This window comes from Nostoc sp., assembly GCF_036917355.1.
In the GTDB taxonomy this organism is placed as follows: Bacteria; Cyanobacteriota; Cyanobacteriia; order Cyanobacteriales; family Nostocaceae; genus Nostoc.
Genome location: NZ_JBALDP010000046.1, coordinates 33,604 through 51,205 on the forward strand (window position 1 = coordinate 33,604; position 17,602 = coordinate 51,205).

Consider the following 17,602-nt stretch of genomic DNA (forward strand, 5'->3'; position numbering starts at 1 on the left):
CGCTCTCATATGAGACGCTGCGCGTAGCTTGCTTCTCCGCAGGAGTATGCAGACTCGCTACGCTAACGTAGTTGTATAAATGGAAATACTGAACTATTCAATGTCTTGTTCACCAAAAAATAAAAAATTTAGTGTTAGTTCAGTACCCTTTTAATTACAAATTAGTAATTTGGCTCATCTAGTAACAGCGCTAGTGAGTTCTGGAGTACCAAGAAGTAGCTTTTTATCCTTTCCATATACCCGAATACCGGGACAAATCAAATCGAGATGGTATTGTGTGTAAGGTGTTAGACCAAGCCCAAAGTGCAGCGCTCCACTAGTACCACCGTAAACTTCGTTCATAGCATAATTACCCCAAAGCAAGTCGAGTGAGGTATTGATCGCAAAGCCTAACTCCCAAATAGTCAAATACCGGGAATCAACAGCACCCATTGCTTTAAGCATCTCTGCTGCTGGTTCTACATCCGGGTGAGTGGGATGCAAATCCGTTACAACACCTTGCTCTACCTTGGCAATCAACGCATGATGCTTCATATGTCGCAGCTGATTGAAAATGCGCGCTTGATCCTCTCGTAAGAAAGACGGTTCACCACTATGTAAAATCGGTAGTCCTCGAAATGCAATCTCACCATTGATTGCAAGGTAAAGATTAGGATTAAACTCCCAAATATCGGCAGGTAAGACACTAATTTCTCCTGATGGTGCGATTTGTTGTTCACCCCACTCTAGAGGCCCAGCCTGCAAATTCCATTCGTATTTGTCGTTAAGATGGTCGAAGATTGCGCGAGTGCCGTACTCTTCATCTACAATTTCTAAGCGATCGCTTTTTTGTCCTAACTCAAAGAAACGGTCAGCAAATTCCGCCTGAGCATACGGATCGGTTCGCTCAATGACACCAAGAAAATGCTTGACAGCTTCTAGTGGTGTTGGTGTGGAATTGGAAGCCATCGCGATCAGCTTGCGTTTATCCCCCAATATCTCTGGGTTGGGAGAACGGAAGAAACAGTTTGGTGAAACTACAAAAATATGCGAGTTTTCCGGGATTTCGTTTTGTAGTATTGCTTCAAATGACCTTTCCCGATCATAAGTAACTGTTTGATAGTCTGTATAAGAACCACTTTTCTCAATCAAGAATTGATCGACAATATCTGTGTTAGTCACCAAGTAAAAAGTACAATCTTCTGACGGGCCAAACTGTCGGTAAGAACCAGGTCTAATGGTAATAAGCTCCATAAATCACCCCTTTTTTTAAACAACGGTTATAGTTTCTTGTCCAACGATTGTAATATGCGATGTTTTGCTAAGTCTGTTGATATGTGAAGAATGCAAAGCAGCCGATCTGCTGGAGTCAGATTGTTTTGGAAATAATGTCCTACGTCAGCTTTCTTTGTTGTTGGTAGCGACGGGTAAAAATCTATGGGTACACTAGCATTTTTTATCACGCCAGTATGCAAACAAAACTCCAGATCGGGACAAATATTCTTTGCAATCAGACAAGCTATTTCGTTCATCTCTGGCTCTGGCATTTCACCCTCAATCCGAGGATACAATTGAACACCATCAAAGCGTGAGAACACCCGCATTGCCGAGAAAACAGCAGGATGACAGGTTTTTAGAGCAACGATTGATGGGAATCCAAAATGTCCTTGACTCACCTTGTAAAGGTGGAATCCCCACATATGTTTGAGCAGATGTGTTTTCTGATAACGCTCTGCAATCATCTGTATTTTGACGTGCAGAAAGGGTAATGAGTCTGTTTTTACCCAACTGGATGCCAATACAGCGATTAGGTCATTCGATATCGCCTCAACTGCAACAATTAAGTAATCACACCCTTCAAACCAGTTTTGCTTCGCCTCAAAATACTGTTCAATCTTTAAGGTTGGCATTGCTTGGATCAATCCCTGAACAATCCATTCCTTTATTGCTGGTTGAATAAGTTGTTTTGGAGTGGCGTAGTGAAAGATATAACGGTCAAATAACCGCGAATCAAGCCAGTTTTTTTGCAAAAGTTGCATATTTGCAAGATGATTGAATGAGCTTTATACCCGCGTCAGTCCTGTCCTAATGATAAGTATTCAACCGGACTTGATATTAGAGTTAGAGAGAGGAGATACTTGCCTCACACTATACAAGAATCATCCTTAAATCTTCCGCAACACTTTGTTGCATAGATCAAGACACCTGCGCCAGCACACTCATATCAAGGGATTTTCCAAGGATTTGATCGTCAGTTTGACCTACGATCAACTCCTGATGGAGTTCCATAAAGTATGCAACGTAAAGACGACCGACATTACGTATGTGTTCGAGGACTTTCTCCTCATCTTCAGGAGTCTTGATTAAAGATACAAGGACATCCCACACAAAATCGTCATGGTCATCTTTGAGATCGAGGTTCACATGTCCCCTGGCTCCGATAATTTTGTCTTTACCCAGAATCTTCGCCAAATTGTCTAACCATTGCGGCTGGGTCTTTACAGTTGTGTATTCGACAAAGTAAACGCTTGAGATTAGAGCCAGTGGACTATCTTTGTATTCAATGTCAAAGAGCAAATATCCCATAAGCAGCTTCGTTGAGAGCAATGGCTGTTGTGAGTAAATCGCATCCTTCGATACCCCTACGGCCTCAAGATCCCTGACGAAGAACTCGGTATCGTGAAGCATCTCCTCCTCGGTATATTTCGCCCATGCTTTGGCTTGAACTGGGTCATGTTTAGTGAAGTATCGGATAGCTAGTGCATCCACTGTACGTTTTAACCGCAGCCGAAGAATAGTTTCAATGTTGTGCCGCTTGTAGTAATCCATGTTGAGATCCGATCCATTCAACATATGTTGAGAAAACGGAACTTCTTTATAGAAAGTCACAATCATGGAGTCTAGGAGTGCGTCTACACGGGATCTGAGTTCCGGTTTTTTAGGCTGACCAATAGGCTTTTTCATTTTTGGCAGAATTGATTTATTTTCAATGGTTTCAGAACTTTGGGAAAGTGCGGAATCAGAAACTGGGAATCGAGAAGGTTGGTATTTGAGAATAGTTTTTCTGGCTGTCTCTAAGATTACCCATTCTTCTAATGCCTCACCTATCTATGGGTTTTACCTGAAGTTAGTGCATTCGACTGGCACTTAAGTTGTGGTTAGTAAAATATCTTGCTAGTGGGTTAATACCAACTTATCTGGTATTAAATCCTATACCAATCCGATTTGGGAAAATGTAATCCAAGATACACTTTTTGATTTATCTCCTGGAATCCCTATTGAGTCAATAGGTTTTTTAAATCCTATGTATTAGTCACATAGATAAGTGTAAAAATGTTATCGACGAGTAGATTCGGTTGTTTATAAAGATGTTGTTTACGAATTTTCCGAACAAGAACGGCTACCACACACCAGACAAGAAGGATCGGGATAAGAATGTCGTTTGGCAAATTCCATTCGCATCAAGTCAATTGTCAGCAGTTGTGACAATAGGGGTTCACTAAACTTAGTAATCAGCTTTATTACCTCTAATGCACTAAGACAAGCTAGTGTCCCAGAAACAGCACCGAGAACCGCGAACCCACGCTGATCCCAATCCGGCTTTTCTGGAAACAAGCATGATAGACAAGGAGTGACGCCAGGAATAATGGTTGTCAGGTAAGCTTCCATTCCGTCCATTGCAGCTTCCACCATTGGTTTTTGCCAGCGCACGCAAGCTTGGTTGAGCAAGTTCCGCTCTGTGAAATTGTGGGCACAATCAACAGCTATATCAGCAGATTGCACTAAAGAGTCTACATTCTCTTTTGTAACGTAATCATGAACTGCTTCCACCTGAATATCAGGATTAATAGCTTGCAGAGTTTCTCTGGCTTTGAATACTCTTGGCTTACCTACCCAATCATTTGTCATCAGAACCTGACGATTCATATCATCTAGCCGTAAGTCACCACCCCGAACTAGGATTAGCCGACCAACACCCGCTACTGCCAAATATAGCGCTGATGTACCGCCTAATCCCCCTACACCTGTAACCAAAACCGTTGCAGACTTCAAGCGCTTTTGTCCTGCTTCTCCAAAATTGGGAAGCATCATTTGGCGGTGATAGCGTTCTAACTCACTGGGTGTTAAGTTCATCGCTTTTTAATTCTTTATCAGTCGTAAAATTTACCACCTAGTTGGTAGCAAGTATTGTACTTGTCTATACATTTTCCTGATTTTCTACCTGTAAAGTTGGTATTTGTTCCAAGCACTATTAAGGGAGCTATGTGCAAATATAGCGATGTCTACGACGGGCTATGACGCTCTCTACGTTCGCGCAGCGTGTCGCAGACAGACGCTGCGCGTAGCTTGCTTCCCTGTAAGGGTACGCCGACTCGCTATCAGTGTCGCAAATGTGGTGCTGCTACCTCTGCGGAGATGTCGTGATAGTCTTTTATTCGATCATCCCTGCTCTTTGACCAGCACCGATCTGATCTATTACTGCCAGTTTGCTCTTTGTCCTGGGTTGAATGCCCAATGAAATAAACCCCACAGCCTTGCTGCGGGGTCTTTTAGGTATTATTGCTTTCTAGTGGGGTATACAGTCAGGGCTGATGCAAGAATCAGTACGGCATCTATAACTGCTGCCTTTGGGTTGAGATTTATCCCCCTTCATAGTGCGCGATATGACTTGATAATTCTCAAAGAATACTTGAAACAATTACTAGTACAGCAGTTTATCACTATCTTGGGACATCGGAAGCCTGCGATCGCTTTTTCGAGGTTCTCGGTGACTATGACATCAGCAAAATGGGAGAAGTCATAGCAAATATTTAGAGTCATAAATAAATGGCACGAATGGCACGCTTGAAAAGTGGAAATACTTGTGGTTCAAGCAGTTTGCAATTACCTGCTCCCATTCGTGCGGGGCTTAGTCATCAAAGGACTCGTGCGTATATACTACCTCGCCCTACTGGTGCGATCGCAATCCTATGCAGACATTTACTGATGTGGCTAATAGACTAAATATCTTTGGTTTAGCTTATCTACATATTATTGATAGGAAAGTTGTAGTAACGAGTTACCTACCCGTAGGCGTAGCCTGTCGTAGACATCGCTTTACAGGGGGCAATCAAACTGCCCCCCCTTAATAGAATCTCAACAATTACTTTAGCCTACGGCAATCATTACGTCTGATGATTTAATTATGGCGTGGACTTCTTTACCTTCAGTAAGTTTGAGATTTTCTGCTGATGATTTGGTAATAATTGCAGTCACCTCTACCCCTGGTGCTACTTCTATCGTTACTTCAGTATTTACAGAGCCAACGACGATGTTTTTTACAGTTCCTTTGAGAGCATTACGAGCGCTAACTTGCATTTGATGACCCCTACTGGTTTTTTCTTTACACGTAAATATTAACAAGTAATTAAATGAATCTGTATGATTACAAATAGAAAATATATGAATTTTTACTATTAATATAGAAAATATCCGTGAATAATTTACTAAATAATTTGTTTGGTATTTACATCTTTTTAAACCAAGTTATTTGGTAATAGAAGTAATACAAAGTAGTTAGTTCAATTAACCACTTTTCAGACTGTTATTTGACACATACAAGATAAGTTCTTGATGCTACTTCATCTTTTTTGAGGTGTCGTCATTCTAATTCGATTAAGTACCCTTCTCCTGTCGAAGACGCTACGCGTAGCTTGCTTCCACGAAATGCTACCGGAAACAAGCTACATTTCAGAACAATATTTGGGTAAAAATTCATATTTCCTTCTGCAACGGCAGTCTCTACAATTCGGGAAGGAATTCTATTAACAAGCCGACACTTCACCAACCCAAAAATGCGCTTGTGGAGGTCGGCGCTTGTGCAGGGGAGCTCTTGAGAGATTTGTACAAGTTCTTTCCCCTCTGCCCAAGAGCTTGCTACCGCGCAAAGTTTGTGTGGCGAAGCACTAGCAGACTGTCTCTCTGTTGTAACGACTGCCGTCTTTTTAATGCAAAATTATCTAGAATCGAAATGTAGTACGAACAACTCCTGTATAGATAGTGTCATTATTGCTGTTCTGTTCTGGGTTAAATATCACAATCAAGCCTGGTGTAATTGAGATATTGTTATTCACTTGGTAGCGATATAGTCCTTCTAAATGGAAAGATGTATCGCTATCTTCACGAAGATTACTAGTAGCAGTAAGAACAGCAGGGCCAAAGTCATTACTCGTCACCTTGGGTGGTTGACCAAAGATTAAACCTCCCAAGTTGCCCTTTTTACCTAAATCAGGGAGAGCTAAAGTGACCGCCCAGTTCCAGATGTCTGCCTTATCACCTCTATTCACATTTGCACCAGAACTAACTTCTGCGATCGCTTGACTATACCCAACCCAACCAGAAAGTACAAATTGGGGGTTAAAACGATAGCTGGTTTCTATCCCATAATGATTCGCTGAAGTGGCAATACCAGCACCAAATGGGGTATTAGCAAAAGCGCTACCATAAGCTCCCGAAACGGAAACATCATTATTACTACCAGTAAAGTAAGAGTGTGCATAGCTCAAAGCAAGAGTTAAGTTTTGGTTGGGCTGGAATGCTAATTGAGCTAAAGCACCATAACTACCGTCAAATAGCCCTGCACCAGCACTAGGATCGTTAGCTCTTCTAGCAAGATAACCCCCAGATAAAGTAATCGCGTCGCTCAATTTAAAGATGGCGCTGACCCCTGAACCTGTATTACTAGCAGAACCCGTGTTACTGGCGCGGTAAATAGGGGAGAATCGACCAAACCGCGAAAGAGATCCAATCGGGGTTGAGGACAGCAAAGGGTTAACAGTATTGAAGTTGTCATAGAATTCCCCACCAATAGCATCAACAATGACATTGATTTTGTCACCTACCGGGAAGCGATAATATAATTTGCCCAGTACAATGGTGTTGTCGTTGTTCCCGTCCCACGATACACGGGTCATGTTTGTACCTGTGACTGCCCCACTAAAGGCTGTGGTGTTGTTCGCTTCTAAACGGGTAAACAACTGGTCTTTGCCAGTGAAGCTACTAATTAGATTCAAGCGGATGCGATCGCTGAAAATTGCGTTGTCCTGAAGCCTTCGTCCACCCGATGCTGTATATTCATTAGCTCTTGCAGCCTCTCTAGCTGTACCCGCAGGAGCTGCTTCAATTCTTCTCCAGCGATCGGAATCTAACGCTCTATCCCCACCAAACACACTCCCAACAGAGAAAATTATTTCTGCATTTAACTTGGTAGTAGTCGAAAATTGTTGATTTTCCAGGTTTGCATTCCGAGCTTCTAACCCATCTATCCGTCCGCGTATTTCAACTAGTCCATCAGCGAATTCTTCTTGCAATTTTCGTAAGGTTTCTAAGTCTTCTTTTGTGACTAAATCTGCTGTACTAGTAGCAATCAATTCATTAACCCGATTCAGACAAGCATTAAGACCTGCGGCAAACTCATAACGAGTCATTGCCCGATTTCCTTGGAAGCTGCCATTAGGATATCCAGCTATACAACCGTAGCGCTCAACTAAAGATTGTAAAGCCTGAAATGCCCAATCTGTAGGTTGCACATCAGATAGTTGAGAGACTGAAGTAACCTGACTCATGACTGAGTTCGGATTTTTGCTGCTGCGATCGTTGAACTGCTGGATCTGGTCAGATGAAGTAACGCCAATAGGTGCAGTCACAACAGCTTGATTATCTGTTTGAGCAACCACTCCTTCTTTTGCCTGAAACTGAGTAGTCTGCATATCTGCTGGAATAGCTGATGCACCTTGAGCATTCACCAGACTAACTACTAATAAGATTGGAGCAATCAACAATGAATTATGTAAAAAACCAGACATTAACCTCACACCTCAAATACTATTAGACCAACTTGATTTCTGAAACAGTTGGTACTAAAAAACACCCGATGCATTATTATTACCAGATTTTCAGGTTTTTACCATATAAGTTGGTAAAAACCTGGCAAAATTTTAGTCAGTATCGGTACATTTATTGATAACAGTCAGTTATAAGTGGTAATCTGTGATTTTTTACCAGTTTTTTTGGTTACTAGTCCGCTAGATTGGTAAATTATGAATTAATTAAGAAAAAATGCTTGAGAGACTGCAAATGAATAATAAACGAATGCTGACTTTTGTCAGTTGGGTATTTATCTCGTTTTTACTAATCGTCGGCTGTAGTCAAACGACTACACCTAACTCATCCTCAACTCCTAGCCCAGCAGCCCAAACAGCAAATTTGACGATATCAGCAGCTGCTAGCCTCAGAGATGCAATGGACGAAATCAAACCTCTCTACAGTAAGGAAAAGCCAAATGTTACTCTGAGCTATAACTTTGGTTCATCGGGCGCTTTGCAACAACAGATTGAACAGGGTGCAGGAGTTGACGTTTTTATCTCAGCTGCAACTAAACAGATAGATGCTTTACAACAAAAAGGTTTGTTAGTTGATGGGACTCGCAAAAACTTGTTGAAAAATCAATTGGTGTTGATAGTATCGCAAAATTCCACAACTGTGGCTGATTTCAAAGACTTAACTTCACCACGCATTAAGAAAATTGCTCTAGGCGAACCTAAAAGTGTCCCCGCCGGACAATATGCTCAACAAGTCTTAACTTCATTAAAAATTCTTGACCAAATTAAAAGCAAAGCCGTCTATGCCAAAGACGTTCGTCAAGCTCTCAATTACGTCGAATCAGGCAATGCTGATGCTGGGATCGTCTACCTCTCAGATGCCAAAAGTACGCCAAAGGTCAAAATTGTAGCAACTGCATCTGAAAAAACCCATTCTCCCGTCGTCTATCCGATCGCAATTCTCAAAAGCAGTAAAAATGTCGATGCCGCTAAGGATTTTGTGCAATTTTTATCGGGCAATAAAGCCAAAACTGTGTTTGAAAAACAGGGATTTACGGTAGCTGGTAGTTAACCAAATAATTACTAATTCATAATGGGCTACGTCTTGCTGCGCTAACCTCATTCATAATTAGGCGTAAATCACATAATTGTATACAATCCCGAAAATGCGAGCGAAAATAAGAGATACAGAGATTTTCTTTGATGTGGAAGGTTCTGCATTAGTGGTGGATGGCGCGAGCATCTGCTCTAAACCTGTCGCCTTTCTAATTCACGGGGGGCCTGGTGCGGATCATACTTCCTTCAAACCAACCTTCTCGACTTTAAGCCAAAAACTTCAACTAGTCTATTTTGACCATCGCGGTCAAGGAAGGTCTGCCCGTGGGCCTAAAGAAACCTATACTCTAGACAATAATGTTGAAGATATGGAAGCGTTGCGCCAACACCTTGGTCTGGACAAAATCGTTGTGATTGGAGGTTCTTACGGTGGTATGGTGGCTCTGACTTATGCAGTCCGCTATCCTCAGAATGTCTCTCATCTGATTGTGATTGCCACGGCAGCCCATAGTGGCTTTTTAGAACGGGCTAAGGAAATCCTCGCATCAAAGGGAACTGAAGAACAAAAAACAAGCGCTCAACGGCTTTGGGATGGAAACTTTGAAAATGAAGAACAGCTAAGACAGTATTTTCAAGTGTTGGGATCAATGTATTCGCTAAAATATAATCCCACCACCTCAGCCATTGCTTGGCAGCGGAATATTCTCTCAGCTGATGCGATTAATGTTGCTTTTGGCGGTTTCCTCCGCAACTACAATATTCTTGACCAGTTACACAAAATTACCGCACCTACTTTAGTGATTGCAGGTCGGCATGACTGGATTTGCGCCCCAGAATTTTCTGAAGAAATTGCTCAGGCAATTCCTAATGCAGATTTGAGAATTTTTGAGAATAGCAGTCATTTAATCCGCGCAGATGAGCCTGAAGCACTTTTGGATGCGATCGCGGGTTTCATGGTTTACAAACGTTAGATCAAATAGTTAAGCGTAGGCGTAGCCCGCACTGCGACAAGCTACTTCGGCTGCGCTCAGTACAAGTCAGTGACCATCGTAGACATCGCTTGGAGTCTTGGAAACTAAACCACCGTTTTTTAATCTCTACTTGTTAGATACTCTAAACTTGGATGTGAGTTGGGTAACTTTCTATAACAATTACGATTAGCATCACTTGTCCCACTCATTGTTAAAAAAGATTTGGGTAGTTAGGTTGAAGGACGCAGGAGGCTTTTATGTTTTACCTCAGTTGGGGATTCAAACCCCTCCTGAAAAAGAGCCACCAAATTGAAAATTTGGAGTTCTTGTCTTAAACCCAAGACCCGTCTTGTCGCGGCAGTTCAAGAGTGAGGGCAGTTTTCCTCCAGCAAGAACTGCCTTCCTTGGTAAAATTTTTAGAAATCTGTTATTACATATTTAATATGCAATTTGAATGTCAAATATTACGCTTTAGAATGCGGATTGGTATCACTCTATAAGCTCGCCCATATTAAAATCTATTCTTATCCAACCTTTGAGTCTTCGTAAGTTGTCGAGAATGAGTAAGGGAATCTGCCAGTGATGTACCATCAGGAAGGGTAAGGGATCGCTTACCTCAAAAACTGCTTCTTTCCCCCGTCTAATGTTTCTTACCCAGGTTTGCAGTTGCTTAAACGATCTAATCTCATTTAGCCGCCAAACTTCGTGGTACAGCCAATAGGTTGGCTTACTATTAGCAAGAGGTTGCAAAGATTCAGCCAGAGGTTCTTTACCAAGATAGGCATCCGCTACTCCTGGATGATTGTAAAACATAGTAATGGCGGAGTGAGTCCGGGGGTTACACTCAATCGCGTAAACAGTTCCATCTTCTGCCTCGATGAAGTCAAAGGAAAGTTGCCCGGTTTTTCCCAGTTTTTTGGTAAAATGACTCGCCCATTGCATAATTTCTAGCCGATCAACGTTTTCGTAGTTGACTTGAAAGGCGGATGACTCACAACAGCAGTACATTCTTGATTCTCCATCTCGCGCGGTAGTGTGAGTGCAGTATTCCTTTCCAGGGATAAATTCCTGCATAATCCAGGGGTTTTTCTCACTAATGGGCAGACTATTGACAAATGCCGCTGTTTCTGCTGAGGTATCGCAAGGTAGCTTGGTGAGATTCAAGCGACGTATTTGATCGTAGGGGATGCTTTTAAGAATGTATTTGCGCTTCTCCTGAGAAAAGTCAAAGTTGAGGACTTGTGCGGGATCGGTAATTTTGAAGGATTTGGGGACAGATAAACCGAACGATCGCGCTGTTTCAGCAAAGGCAAACTTATCATCCAGGATTTCCGTGACATCAGCATCGAAGTGGAAAAACTCTACACAGTCTGGTAATGGTGGCTGGCCTCGATCGTAGTGAATGACGGAAAAAATGGCTACCGGGATAAAAAAGTCGATCTTTTCTGTTTTGGCGATCGCGTGTAGGCTTTCAACGTAGCCTTCTAAGTCTTTGCTTGGATCGGGAACGGTATAAAAGCCTGCAACAGAGTTGGAATATTTATTACCACTTGACCAGAATTTCTCAATGTCAATTATAATAACCCGATGCCCAGCAGCATGAAATGAACGCGCTAGCTGAAGAGTTTTAGTCATTCTCGCGCCAGCAATCAAGATATTTTTGGAATTGGGATTGACTACAATTGACTTACCGAATGGTTGCTTAACAAAGTTCCACAGTAGCGATGTTAAGACAACAATGCAGTTTAAGGGAAATGCCAGTGCTAGTAATACAAGAGTGCCCAAGTTTTGGAACACTACAAAAATATACTTTCTCATAGTTAGAATTTTGACATGATAGTGGAATCAGTGACTGGTGCATAGGAAGAAGTTAAAGAGACAAGAAGATGCGATCCTGCCCTTGCTTTCTTTTTAAGGATTTAATTCATTAAATCTCCAAAGTTCGTGAGCAAGCCAATAAATAGGCTTATTATTACTTAGGGGTTGCAGAGATAGAGGCTTTATATTTTACGTCTTCTCCAAACTGTATGAGTTTCCCGATGCAAAAATCAATCCTCACCCAAGTTCTTAAGGAGCGCAAACTATCGAGTAATAGTAAAGGAATGTACCAGTGATGTACCATTAAGAACGGTAGTGGGTCGTTTACTTCAAAGATTGCATCCTTTCCTTGCCAAATATTTTTAAACCACTTTTGCAACTGCTTTAACGATCTAATTTCATTAAGTCGCCAAAGTTCGTGATAAAGCCAATAAATAGGCTTACTATTACTCAGAGGTTGCAGAGGTTCAGCTGGAGGCTCTTTACTAAGATAGGCAGCTGCTAAACCTGGATGGTTGTAATACATTGTAATTGCAGAATGAGTACGGGCGTTGCACTCGATCGCATAAACCGTTCCATCTTCCGCCTGAATGAAGTCAAAAGAAATTTGTCCAGTCAGTTGTAGTTCTTTGACAAAATGACTCACCCACTCTTTAATTTCTGGGCGATCGACGTTTTCGTAATTGACTTGAAAAGCAGATGATTTGCAGCAGCAGTGTACCGTTAATTCACCATTTCTCACTGTGCTGTGAGTACAGTATTCTGTTCCAGGAATAAACTCTTGCAATACCCAAGGCTTATCTTTACTAATTGGCTTGCTTTTGACATGAAGCGCCATTTTTTCGGGAGAATCCATTGGTAGCTTAGTTAGGTCTAAGCGTAAAACAGAGTCATAGACAATACTTTTGAGAATGTACTTGCGCTTTTCGTTGGTAAAGTCGAATTTAATAACTTGTTCGGAATCTGTAATTAAGAAGGTTTTCGCGACAGATAGCGAGAGTGAGCGGGCAATTTCTGCAAAGGTAAACTTGTTATCGAGCATACTCATCGTATCAGCATCGAAGTGGAAATTCTCACAATAGCCTGATAACACTGGCTTGCGCTCCGAGTCAAAGTAGCTGGCAGCAAAAATGCCTACCGGGACAAAAAAGTCTATGTTTTCCTTTTTGGCGATCGCACGCACGGCTTGAGTATAGCCGTCTTTGTCTTCGTATGAGTCAGGAACCGTGTAAAAGCCAGCCACAGAGTTAGAAAATCGATAACCACTGAACCAGTATTTGTTGAGATCGAATAAAATGACTCGATGCCCAGCAGCGTGAAACGATCGCGCCAGCTGAAGGGTTTTGGTCATTTTACCACCACCGATCAAGATATTTTTAGGATTCTCGTTCAAAACCACAAGATTAGCATTCGATCGGCTGAAAAAATTCCACAGCAGCAATGTAAGTACGACAGTGCAGTTAAAGGGAAATGCGATCGCCAGTAATGCAAGAGTACCCAAGTTTTGGAATATTGCAAAAATCTTCTCCCTCATAGTTGTAATTGTGACATGATATATGCTTGGTTGACTCAAATAATCTACATTCGAGTTCTATTACTTGTCGCTAGTGAAGACCTTGTGCTATTCCAAGTCAGAAAAAAGCTAAAAAGGTTATTGACCGGACATTAGCTTGCGCTCAACGCTTCATTAATTGCCGTCATAAATAACTCATTTAAAGGAATTCCCGCTGCGTTCGCGGTACAGGCAATCACCGCGTTGTGGTCAAAAATACAAAACAACCCAGCTTCTAAGAACCAAGGTTGTCCCTGTGGGTCGATCCGGAAGTCAAATAAACTATAATGGCGACAGCCCAAAGCCAAATGACACTTCTTAACTTCTTGCTGAACCTTTTGGGTGATCGGGTCATTAATATCTACAATCCAACCTGGAACATAATTTTTAGCAGTTGAAGCTAAGTCGCCCTCGATTGGTATTTTGAATTTGTCAGTATAGCTGCGGATGGGTCTGGTTTGCGGGTCTATTTGATACTCTTCAAGGGGTAAACCGATTAGCTCCCCATCTTTGACAATGGCGCCGCATCTGACTTCTCGACCGGCTTCAATGAATGTTTCTACAATTACCTCCGAAGCAAATTCAAATGCTTTCTTCAAGGCAGCGTCATACTCACTCTTTTCTTTGACTAAGGACACTCCTAAAGAGTTGTCGGCATTTGCGGGTTTGATGACTACTGGAGGTGTAATTGTCGGAACGTCTCCTTGGCGAAGCAATTCTCCAGAAGGCACTTTCACCCCGGCGGCGGCGACAATTGCTTTAGTTCTGGCTTTGTGGGCCGTGATTGCCATCACATCTGGAGTATTGCCTATATAAGGGATCTTTAGCAAGTCGAATAATGCCCGGTAGTCAGTCATTCCAGGGAGACAAAACATTTGTGGCAACATCAGGTCAATGTTTTGCGCTGTTATAAACTGTATGGCATTTGATAGAGGCATCGGTTTAGCGACAGCAATATCCTCTGGACTGAGAGAGGAAGGAAATCGCCATTGGCCATCAAGTGTGATGTATGCAATCAGAAAGTCATAGAGCGATGGATTTGCTGTAGCTACCAGACAGCTTTGGGCGTAATTGCGTGACAACTCACAATAAAAATGATTGTATGCAGATCCAACTAAATGAAGGATACGAAGTACTGGCATGATTCATCTTCCTAAGTACCGTTGTATTTTTATACAAGGGACTTTCAAATAAAAAAATATTCAATTAACTCTTGTAGGGTTCTTGTGGGGTGGGCCTCTCGCCCGCCCTATGGACTGGGCGAGAGGCCCACCCCACAATGTTGAATAATTTATTTCTTGAAGTTCCCTAACAACTACGATTGCAAAAATTGCTTGAGAAGAGATGAGGAAGTAAGCGGAAATTATTCCTTCTTGTCTTCTTCATCCCTTTGAAGTCTAAGTCAAGGCTTAGACTTCTCTGCTCATCTCTCGATTACACAATGCGTCTAATCAGGGTTATACCATCTCGGATAGGTAACAGAACTTGCTCTACACGAGGATCGGCGGCGACAATACGGTTGAACTGAGCGATCGCTTCACCGTTGGCGGTGCGTTGTTCTGATGGTAGGTAAACTTGTCCCTGCAACAAAGTGTTATCCACACAAATGAACCCGTCGGGAGTCAGTAAGTTACTATCCAAAATGGTCTGGAAGTAATCTACATACTCTTTTTTATCCGCATCAATGAAGATCAGATCGAATACTTCATTTCTGGCAGCCAGCTTGTGGAGTGTCTCTAAGGCAGGTGCTACTTCCACAACGATTTTGTCGCCGTGGGGAGACTCACTAAAGCAAGCTTGAGCAAATTCAGCAACATAAGGATCTACTTCGCAACCGATAAGTTGCCCATCACTTGGTAATGCTTCTGCCATTGCTAAAGCTGAATACCCTGTGAACATTCCTACTTCTAGAATGCGCTTTGCTTTGGTGATATGAACAAACATTTTCAATGTCTGTCCTTCCAGATGTCCTGAGAGCATTTCCTGCTCTAGTTGACGCACTGTTTCCCCATCGCTGAAGCGTTTGCTCCAGTCTTCAATGCTTGTTTTTTGCGCTAATGCTGTCAATGCACTCGATTCGGGCGTAGTGTAATCATCCAAGTAGGGATCTAAACCCGCCGCTAATTGAACACCCTGCCGTAAAGAATCTAATATCTCTACGGGAATGTTGTTCTCTTCTGCCAATTTGAGGGTTTGCTGTAGCTGGGCTACTAAGATGCTGTGTGGCGTTATCGGTCTAGCTGTTTCTCGTCCTAAAACACTCGTCATATTTTCACACCCCCACTAGCTTGGCTTCTTGATTTTCAATGTATGCGTCAACACCTTTTCCGCCACGAGGGTATTTAGCACAAAGACGTTTGTGTTCAGCTAGGGCAGCATCAAGTTCTTCACGAGTCAGATCGTTGGCAAAGAAGCACTCACCAATCGGACGAGGCATGGCTGCACGTTGTTTGCCATCTCGTGTCAAGCTTATAGATTGGGTAGCATACCAGAGCAAATCTCCGTCTAGTAAAGGATGATCGAGTGATAAACCGATACGACTCATCAAGTCTAGGATGCGATCGCGCTCTCCTGTGGGGATATAGCCGCGTTGTGCTGCAATGGTTGCAGACAAAGCCATATCTATATTGACTGCATGACCATGATATAGGGGTATCTGAGGTGCTAATTCTAGGGTAGGACTCCAAGTGTGACCGTAGGCAATGACGCGATCGAGGTCTATTTCATGCAAGTTAGGAGTTTCTAACTCCAACATAGTTTTGATTGCCTCATAGTTGACTTTATGAGCAATCTCTTTAATTCTCGGTGTCGCATTCACGTGTCCAAAGTGAGTGGAAAGCAGTTCTTCGCCATATTCGTATAGCAGTTCAAAGACTTCAGAGTTAGACACTACAGCAATTTTCACTAACTCTGCCATCCCATTACGAACTTGAGCCGTTGGCAAGGTTTTCAAAAATGAGAAATCTAGGATCACTTTCAAAGGTGCATGATATGCTCCCAAGCGATTTTTTTCCTTACGATGATTAACTGCTACTTTAATCGCTATACCTGCATCAATCAAACCAATCAACGTGGTAGGAATACGAATATAGTTACTCTTGCGACGGTAAGAAGCGCAAGCAAACCCAGCCACATCAGTAACTAGACCACCACCGACAACTAAGACCGGTTCTTTACGAACTAAGCCAAAATCGGAAAAAGCGTCAACAATTTTTTCAAACGTTGCAAGGGTTTTAGCCGGCTCTGTAATGATGATCGGAAATACTGTCAGTTCAATGTCATAGTGTCTAAAATATGACCTGATCCGATCGCCATAAAGTTCATGAACATTGGCATCAATTACAGTCAGACAGCGACCAAATTTTGCATAGCTATCTGCAATTTCTCTGTTTTCAATATCAAATGCACCGTTCACATAGACAAGACTAAAATCGATTTTTTCGTAACCTTGCACGTGAAACGCAGCTTCCGTAGCTTCAAATGATGCTTGAACTTTATTCATGTGTTTTGACCTTATTCCAATTACAAAATTGTGAGATTTCGGTAATAATTGCGATTTACCCTAATGTATGCCAGCAAAGAACTATGCTTTTTATCTTTTCAGATAAAAGACAGGGCAAGATTAGCTTTCAATAAAAAGCTAACGCTTATTACTGACTGGCAATGTTATTAAACAACACCATTCATTTGAGTAAATTTTGTAGATGGGTTAACCTTTAAATCGGTATAACCTCAAACAAGTCAACTTGACCCACTAGCAATATATTGGCATAATACTTGCCTGCCTCTTTTGTGGATTATTGACTTTAAATTTGGGAAATTCATCTGACTTCAGATTGATTCCACTATATTTAAATATAGTGGCTTTCCAACTGTACGATTCCGTAAAAATTCTAGCCGAGACAACTGATTATATCGTTGATCTCCAAGCTTCAATTTGAGATTAGAACCCTGATTAATCGTTAGTTGGCTGTTTCTTAGCATTAGTCTCAAACCTTATATTACTAAACTCGCTACATTCTATTTTCTTCAGAATAACAGTGGACTTTTAGGAAGTTTATCTGAATTTTTATTAACTCCAATATATTTGTATATAGCAGCTTTCCGAGCATTAAACTTTGCAAAACTCATATTTTAGTAAACTACTCATATTGTTTATTATTGTCTATCTCCAGGCTGACACTTGATATTACAGGCGTGATTAATCCTCACCTCACTGTTTTTCTGCATTAGTCTCAAACCATAAAATGGCTCAAAACAATGATGACTCACTGCATTTTATTCAGAATCCCAGTACAATACCTCCTTTATCAGTCAATTTACCGATCGGTATTTGACATACCTACCTCAGCAACTCCTGAAAATTC

At 41.8% G+C, this 17,602-nt stretch carries 16 protein-coding genes; 5 read left to right on the top strand and 11 right to left on the bottom strand.

What is annotated here, in order from left to right:
- Positions 1 to 174: 174 nt before the first annotated feature.
- The 3 genes from V7K53_RS13575 to V7K53_RS13585 form a co-directional block, all read right to left on the bottom strand.
- Entirely contained in the window at positions 175 to 1,233 is a 1,059-nt protein-coding gene (locus V7K53_RS13575) for a hypothetical protein (protein ID WP_335198036.1), read from the bottom strand.
- Positions 1,234 to 1,259: 26 nt separating this feature from the next.
- Entirely contained in the window at positions 1,260 to 2,018 is a 759-nt protein-coding gene (locus V7K53_RS13580; RefSeq protein WP_335198038.1) for a hypothetical protein, read from the bottom strand.
- Between the two features lie 157 nt (positions 2,019 to 2,175).
- Entirely contained in the window at positions 2,176 to 2,943 is a 768-nt protein-coding gene (locus tag V7K53_RS13585; protein ID WP_335198039.1) for a hypothetical protein, read from the bottom strand.
- Positions 2,944 to 2,968: 25 nt separating this feature from the next.
- Between V7K53_RS13585 and V7K53_RS13590 the strand changes: the two genes are divergently transcribed.
- The gene (locus V7K53_RS13590) at positions 2,969 to 3,130 is read left to right on the top strand and encodes a hypothetical protein (RefSeq protein WP_335198040.1); all 162 of its coding nucleotides are present in this window, start codon (positions 2,969 to 2,971) and stop codon (positions 3,128 to 3,130) included.
- A 224-nt stretch (positions 3,131 to 3,354) separates the two neighbouring features.
- Here the strand turns inward: V7K53_RS13590 and V7K53_RS13595 are convergent, their stop codons facing one another.
- Positions 3,355 to 4,113 carry a HesA/MoeB/ThiF family protein gene (locus V7K53_RS13595; RefSeq protein WP_335198041.1) on the bottom strand — a complete coding sequence of 253 codons (759 nt, stop codon included), beginning with the start codon at positions 4,111 to 4,113 and terminating at the stop codon, positions 3,355 to 3,357.
- Between the two features lie 145 nt (positions 4,114 to 4,258).
- Between V7K53_RS13595 and V7K53_RS13600 the strand changes: the two genes are divergently transcribed.
- Together V7K53_RS13600 and V7K53_RS13605 are read left to right on the top strand one after the other, a co-directional pair.
- Positions 4,259 to 4,498 carry a hypothetical protein gene (locus V7K53_RS13600; RefSeq protein ID WP_335198043.1) on the top strand — a complete coding sequence of 80 codons (240 nt, stop codon included), beginning with the start codon at positions 4,259 to 4,261 and terminating at the stop codon, positions 4,496 to 4,498.
- Between the two features lie 51 nt (positions 4,499 to 4,549).
- The gene (locus tag V7K53_RS13605) at positions 4,550 to 4,783 is read left to right on the top strand and encodes a substrate-binding domain-containing protein (protein WP_335198046.1); all 234 of its coding nucleotides are present in this window, start codon (positions 4,550 to 4,552) and stop codon (positions 4,781 to 4,783) included.
- 344 nt (positions 4,784 to 5,127) lie between these two features.
- Here V7K53_RS13605 and V7K53_RS13610 read toward each other — a convergent pair whose 3' ends face one another.
- On the bottom strand, positions 5,128 to 5,337 hold the full coding sequence (locus V7K53_RS13610) for a TOBE domain-containing protein (RefSeq protein WP_179076568.1): 210 nt from the start codon (positions 5,335 to 5,337) through the stop codon (positions 5,128 to 5,130).
- A 641-nt stretch (positions 5,338 to 5,978) separates the two neighbouring features.
- Positions 5,979 to 7,823: an iron uptake porin gene (locus V7K53_RS13615; RefSeq protein WP_335198049.1), complete on the bottom strand. Its 1,845-nt coding sequence runs from the start codon at positions 7,821 to 7,823 to the stop codon at positions 5,979 to 5,981.
- Positions 7,824 to 8,094: 271 nt separating this feature from the next.
- On the opposite strand from V7K53_RS13615, the gene modA reads away from it, so the two are divergent.
- Positions 8,095 to 8,910 (top strand): molybdate ABC transporter substrate-binding protein, encoded by an 816-nt coding sequence (modA, locus tag V7K53_RS13620; protein WP_335198051.1) that lies wholly within the window; start codon positions 8,095 to 8,097, stop codon positions 8,908 to 8,910.
- Between the two features lie 94 nt (positions 8,911 to 9,004).
- Positions 9,005 to 9,865, top strand: coding sequence for an alpha/beta fold hydrolase (locus V7K53_RS13625; RefSeq protein ID WP_335198053.1), 861 nt, complete (start codon positions 9,005 to 9,007; stop codon positions 9,863 to 9,865).
- A gap of 489 nt (positions 9,866 to 10,354) precedes the next feature.
- On the opposite strand, the gene V7K53_RS13630 is transcribed toward V7K53_RS13625, so the two are convergent.
- From V7K53_RS13630 to V7K53_RS13650, 5 genes are all read right to left on the bottom strand, one after another.
- A complete protein-coding gene (locus tag V7K53_RS13630) occupies positions 10,355 to 11,683 on the bottom strand; it encodes an ATP-grasp enzyme (protein ID WP_335198055.1) in 1,329 nt (442 codons plus the stop codon).
- A 154-nt stretch (positions 11,684 to 11,837) separates the two neighbouring features.
- Positions 11,838 to 13,217 (bottom strand): ATP-grasp enzyme, encoded by a 1,380-nt coding sequence (locus V7K53_RS13635; RefSeq protein WP_335198057.1) that lies wholly within the window; start codon positions 13,215 to 13,217, stop codon positions 11,838 to 11,840.
- Between the two features lie 131 nt (positions 13,218 to 13,348).
- Entirely contained in the window at positions 13,349 to 14,377 is a 1,029-nt protein-coding gene (locus tag V7K53_RS13640; RefSeq protein WP_335198058.1) for a D-alanine--D-alanine ligase family protein, read from the bottom strand.
- Positions 14,378 to 14,669: 292 nt separating this feature from the next.
- Positions 14,670 to 15,503 carry an O-methyltransferase gene (locus V7K53_RS13645; protein ID WP_335198059.1) on the bottom strand — a complete coding sequence of 278 codons (834 nt, stop codon included), beginning with the start codon at positions 15,501 to 15,503 and terminating at the stop codon, positions 14,670 to 14,672.
- A 4-nt stretch (positions 15,504 to 15,507) separates the two neighbouring features.
- Positions 15,508 to 16,737 (bottom strand): sedoheptulose 7-phosphate cyclase, encoded by a 1,230-nt coding sequence (locus V7K53_RS13650; protein ID WP_335198060.1) that lies wholly within the window; start codon positions 16,735 to 16,737, stop codon positions 15,508 to 15,510.
- Between the last annotated feature and the right edge of the window lie 865 nt (positions 16,738 to 17,602).

What these genes read in the sequence shown, in the direction of transcription:
- V7K53_RS13575 (WP_335198036.1), bottom strand. Translation starts at nt 1,233, where the DNA reads ATGGAGCTTATTACCATTAGACCTGGTTCTTACCGACAGTTTGGCCCG.
- V7K53_RS13580 (WP_335198038.1), bottom strand. Translation starts at nt 2,018, where the DNA reads ATGCAACTTTTGCAAAAAAACTGGCTTGATTCGCGGTTATTTGACCGT.
- V7K53_RS13585 (WP_335198039.1), bottom strand. Translation starts at nt 2,943, where the DNA reads ATGAAAAAGCCTATTGGTCAGCCTAAAAAACCGGAACTCAGATCCCGT.
- V7K53_RS13590 (WP_335198040.1), top strand. Translation starts at nt 2,969, where the DNA reads ATGGTTTCAGAACTTTGGGAAAGTGCGGAATCAGAAACTGGGAATCGA.
- V7K53_RS13595 (WP_335198041.1), bottom strand. Translation starts at nt 4,113, where the DNA reads ATGAACTTAACACCCAGTGAGTTAGAACGCTATCACCGCCAAATGATG.
- V7K53_RS13600 (WP_335198043.1), top strand. Translation starts at nt 4,259, where the DNA reads ATGTCTACGACGGGCTATGACGCTCTCTACGTTCGCGCAGCGTGTCGC.
- V7K53_RS13610 (WP_179076568.1), bottom strand. Translation starts at nt 5,337, where the DNA reads ATGCAAGTTAGCGCTCGTAATGCTCTCAAAGGAACTGTAAAAAACATC.
- V7K53_RS13615 (WP_335198049.1), bottom strand. Translation starts at nt 7,823, where the DNA reads ATGTCTGGTTTTTTACATAATTCATTGTTGATTGCTCCAATCTTATTA.
- modA (WP_335198051.1), top strand. Translation starts at nt 8,095, where the DNA reads ATGAATAATAAACGAATGCTGACTTTTGTCAGTTGGGTATTTATCTCG.
- V7K53_RS13625 (WP_335198053.1), top strand. Translation starts at nt 9,005, where the DNA reads ATGCGAGCGAAAATAAGAGATACAGAGATTTTCTTTGATGTGGAAGGT.
- V7K53_RS13630 (WP_335198055.1), bottom strand. Translation starts at nt 11,683, where the DNA reads ATGAGAAAGTATATTTTTGTAGTGTTCCAAAACTTGGGCACTCTTGTA.
- V7K53_RS13635 (WP_335198057.1), bottom strand. Translation starts at nt 13,217, where the DNA reads ATGAGGGAGAAGATTTTTGCAATATTCCAAAACTTGGGTACTCTTGCA.
- V7K53_RS13640 (WP_335198058.1), bottom strand. Translation starts at nt 14,377, where the DNA reads ATGCCAGTACTTCGTATCCTTCATTTAGTTGGATCTGCATACAATCAT.
- V7K53_RS13645 (WP_335198059.1), bottom strand. Translation starts at nt 15,503, where the DNA reads ATGACGAGTGTTTTAGGACGAGAAACAGCTAGACCGATAACGCCACAC.
- V7K53_RS13650 (WP_335198060.1), bottom strand. Translation starts at nt 16,737, where the DNA reads ATGAATAAAGTTCAAGCATCATTTGAAGCTACGGAAGCTGCGTTTCAC.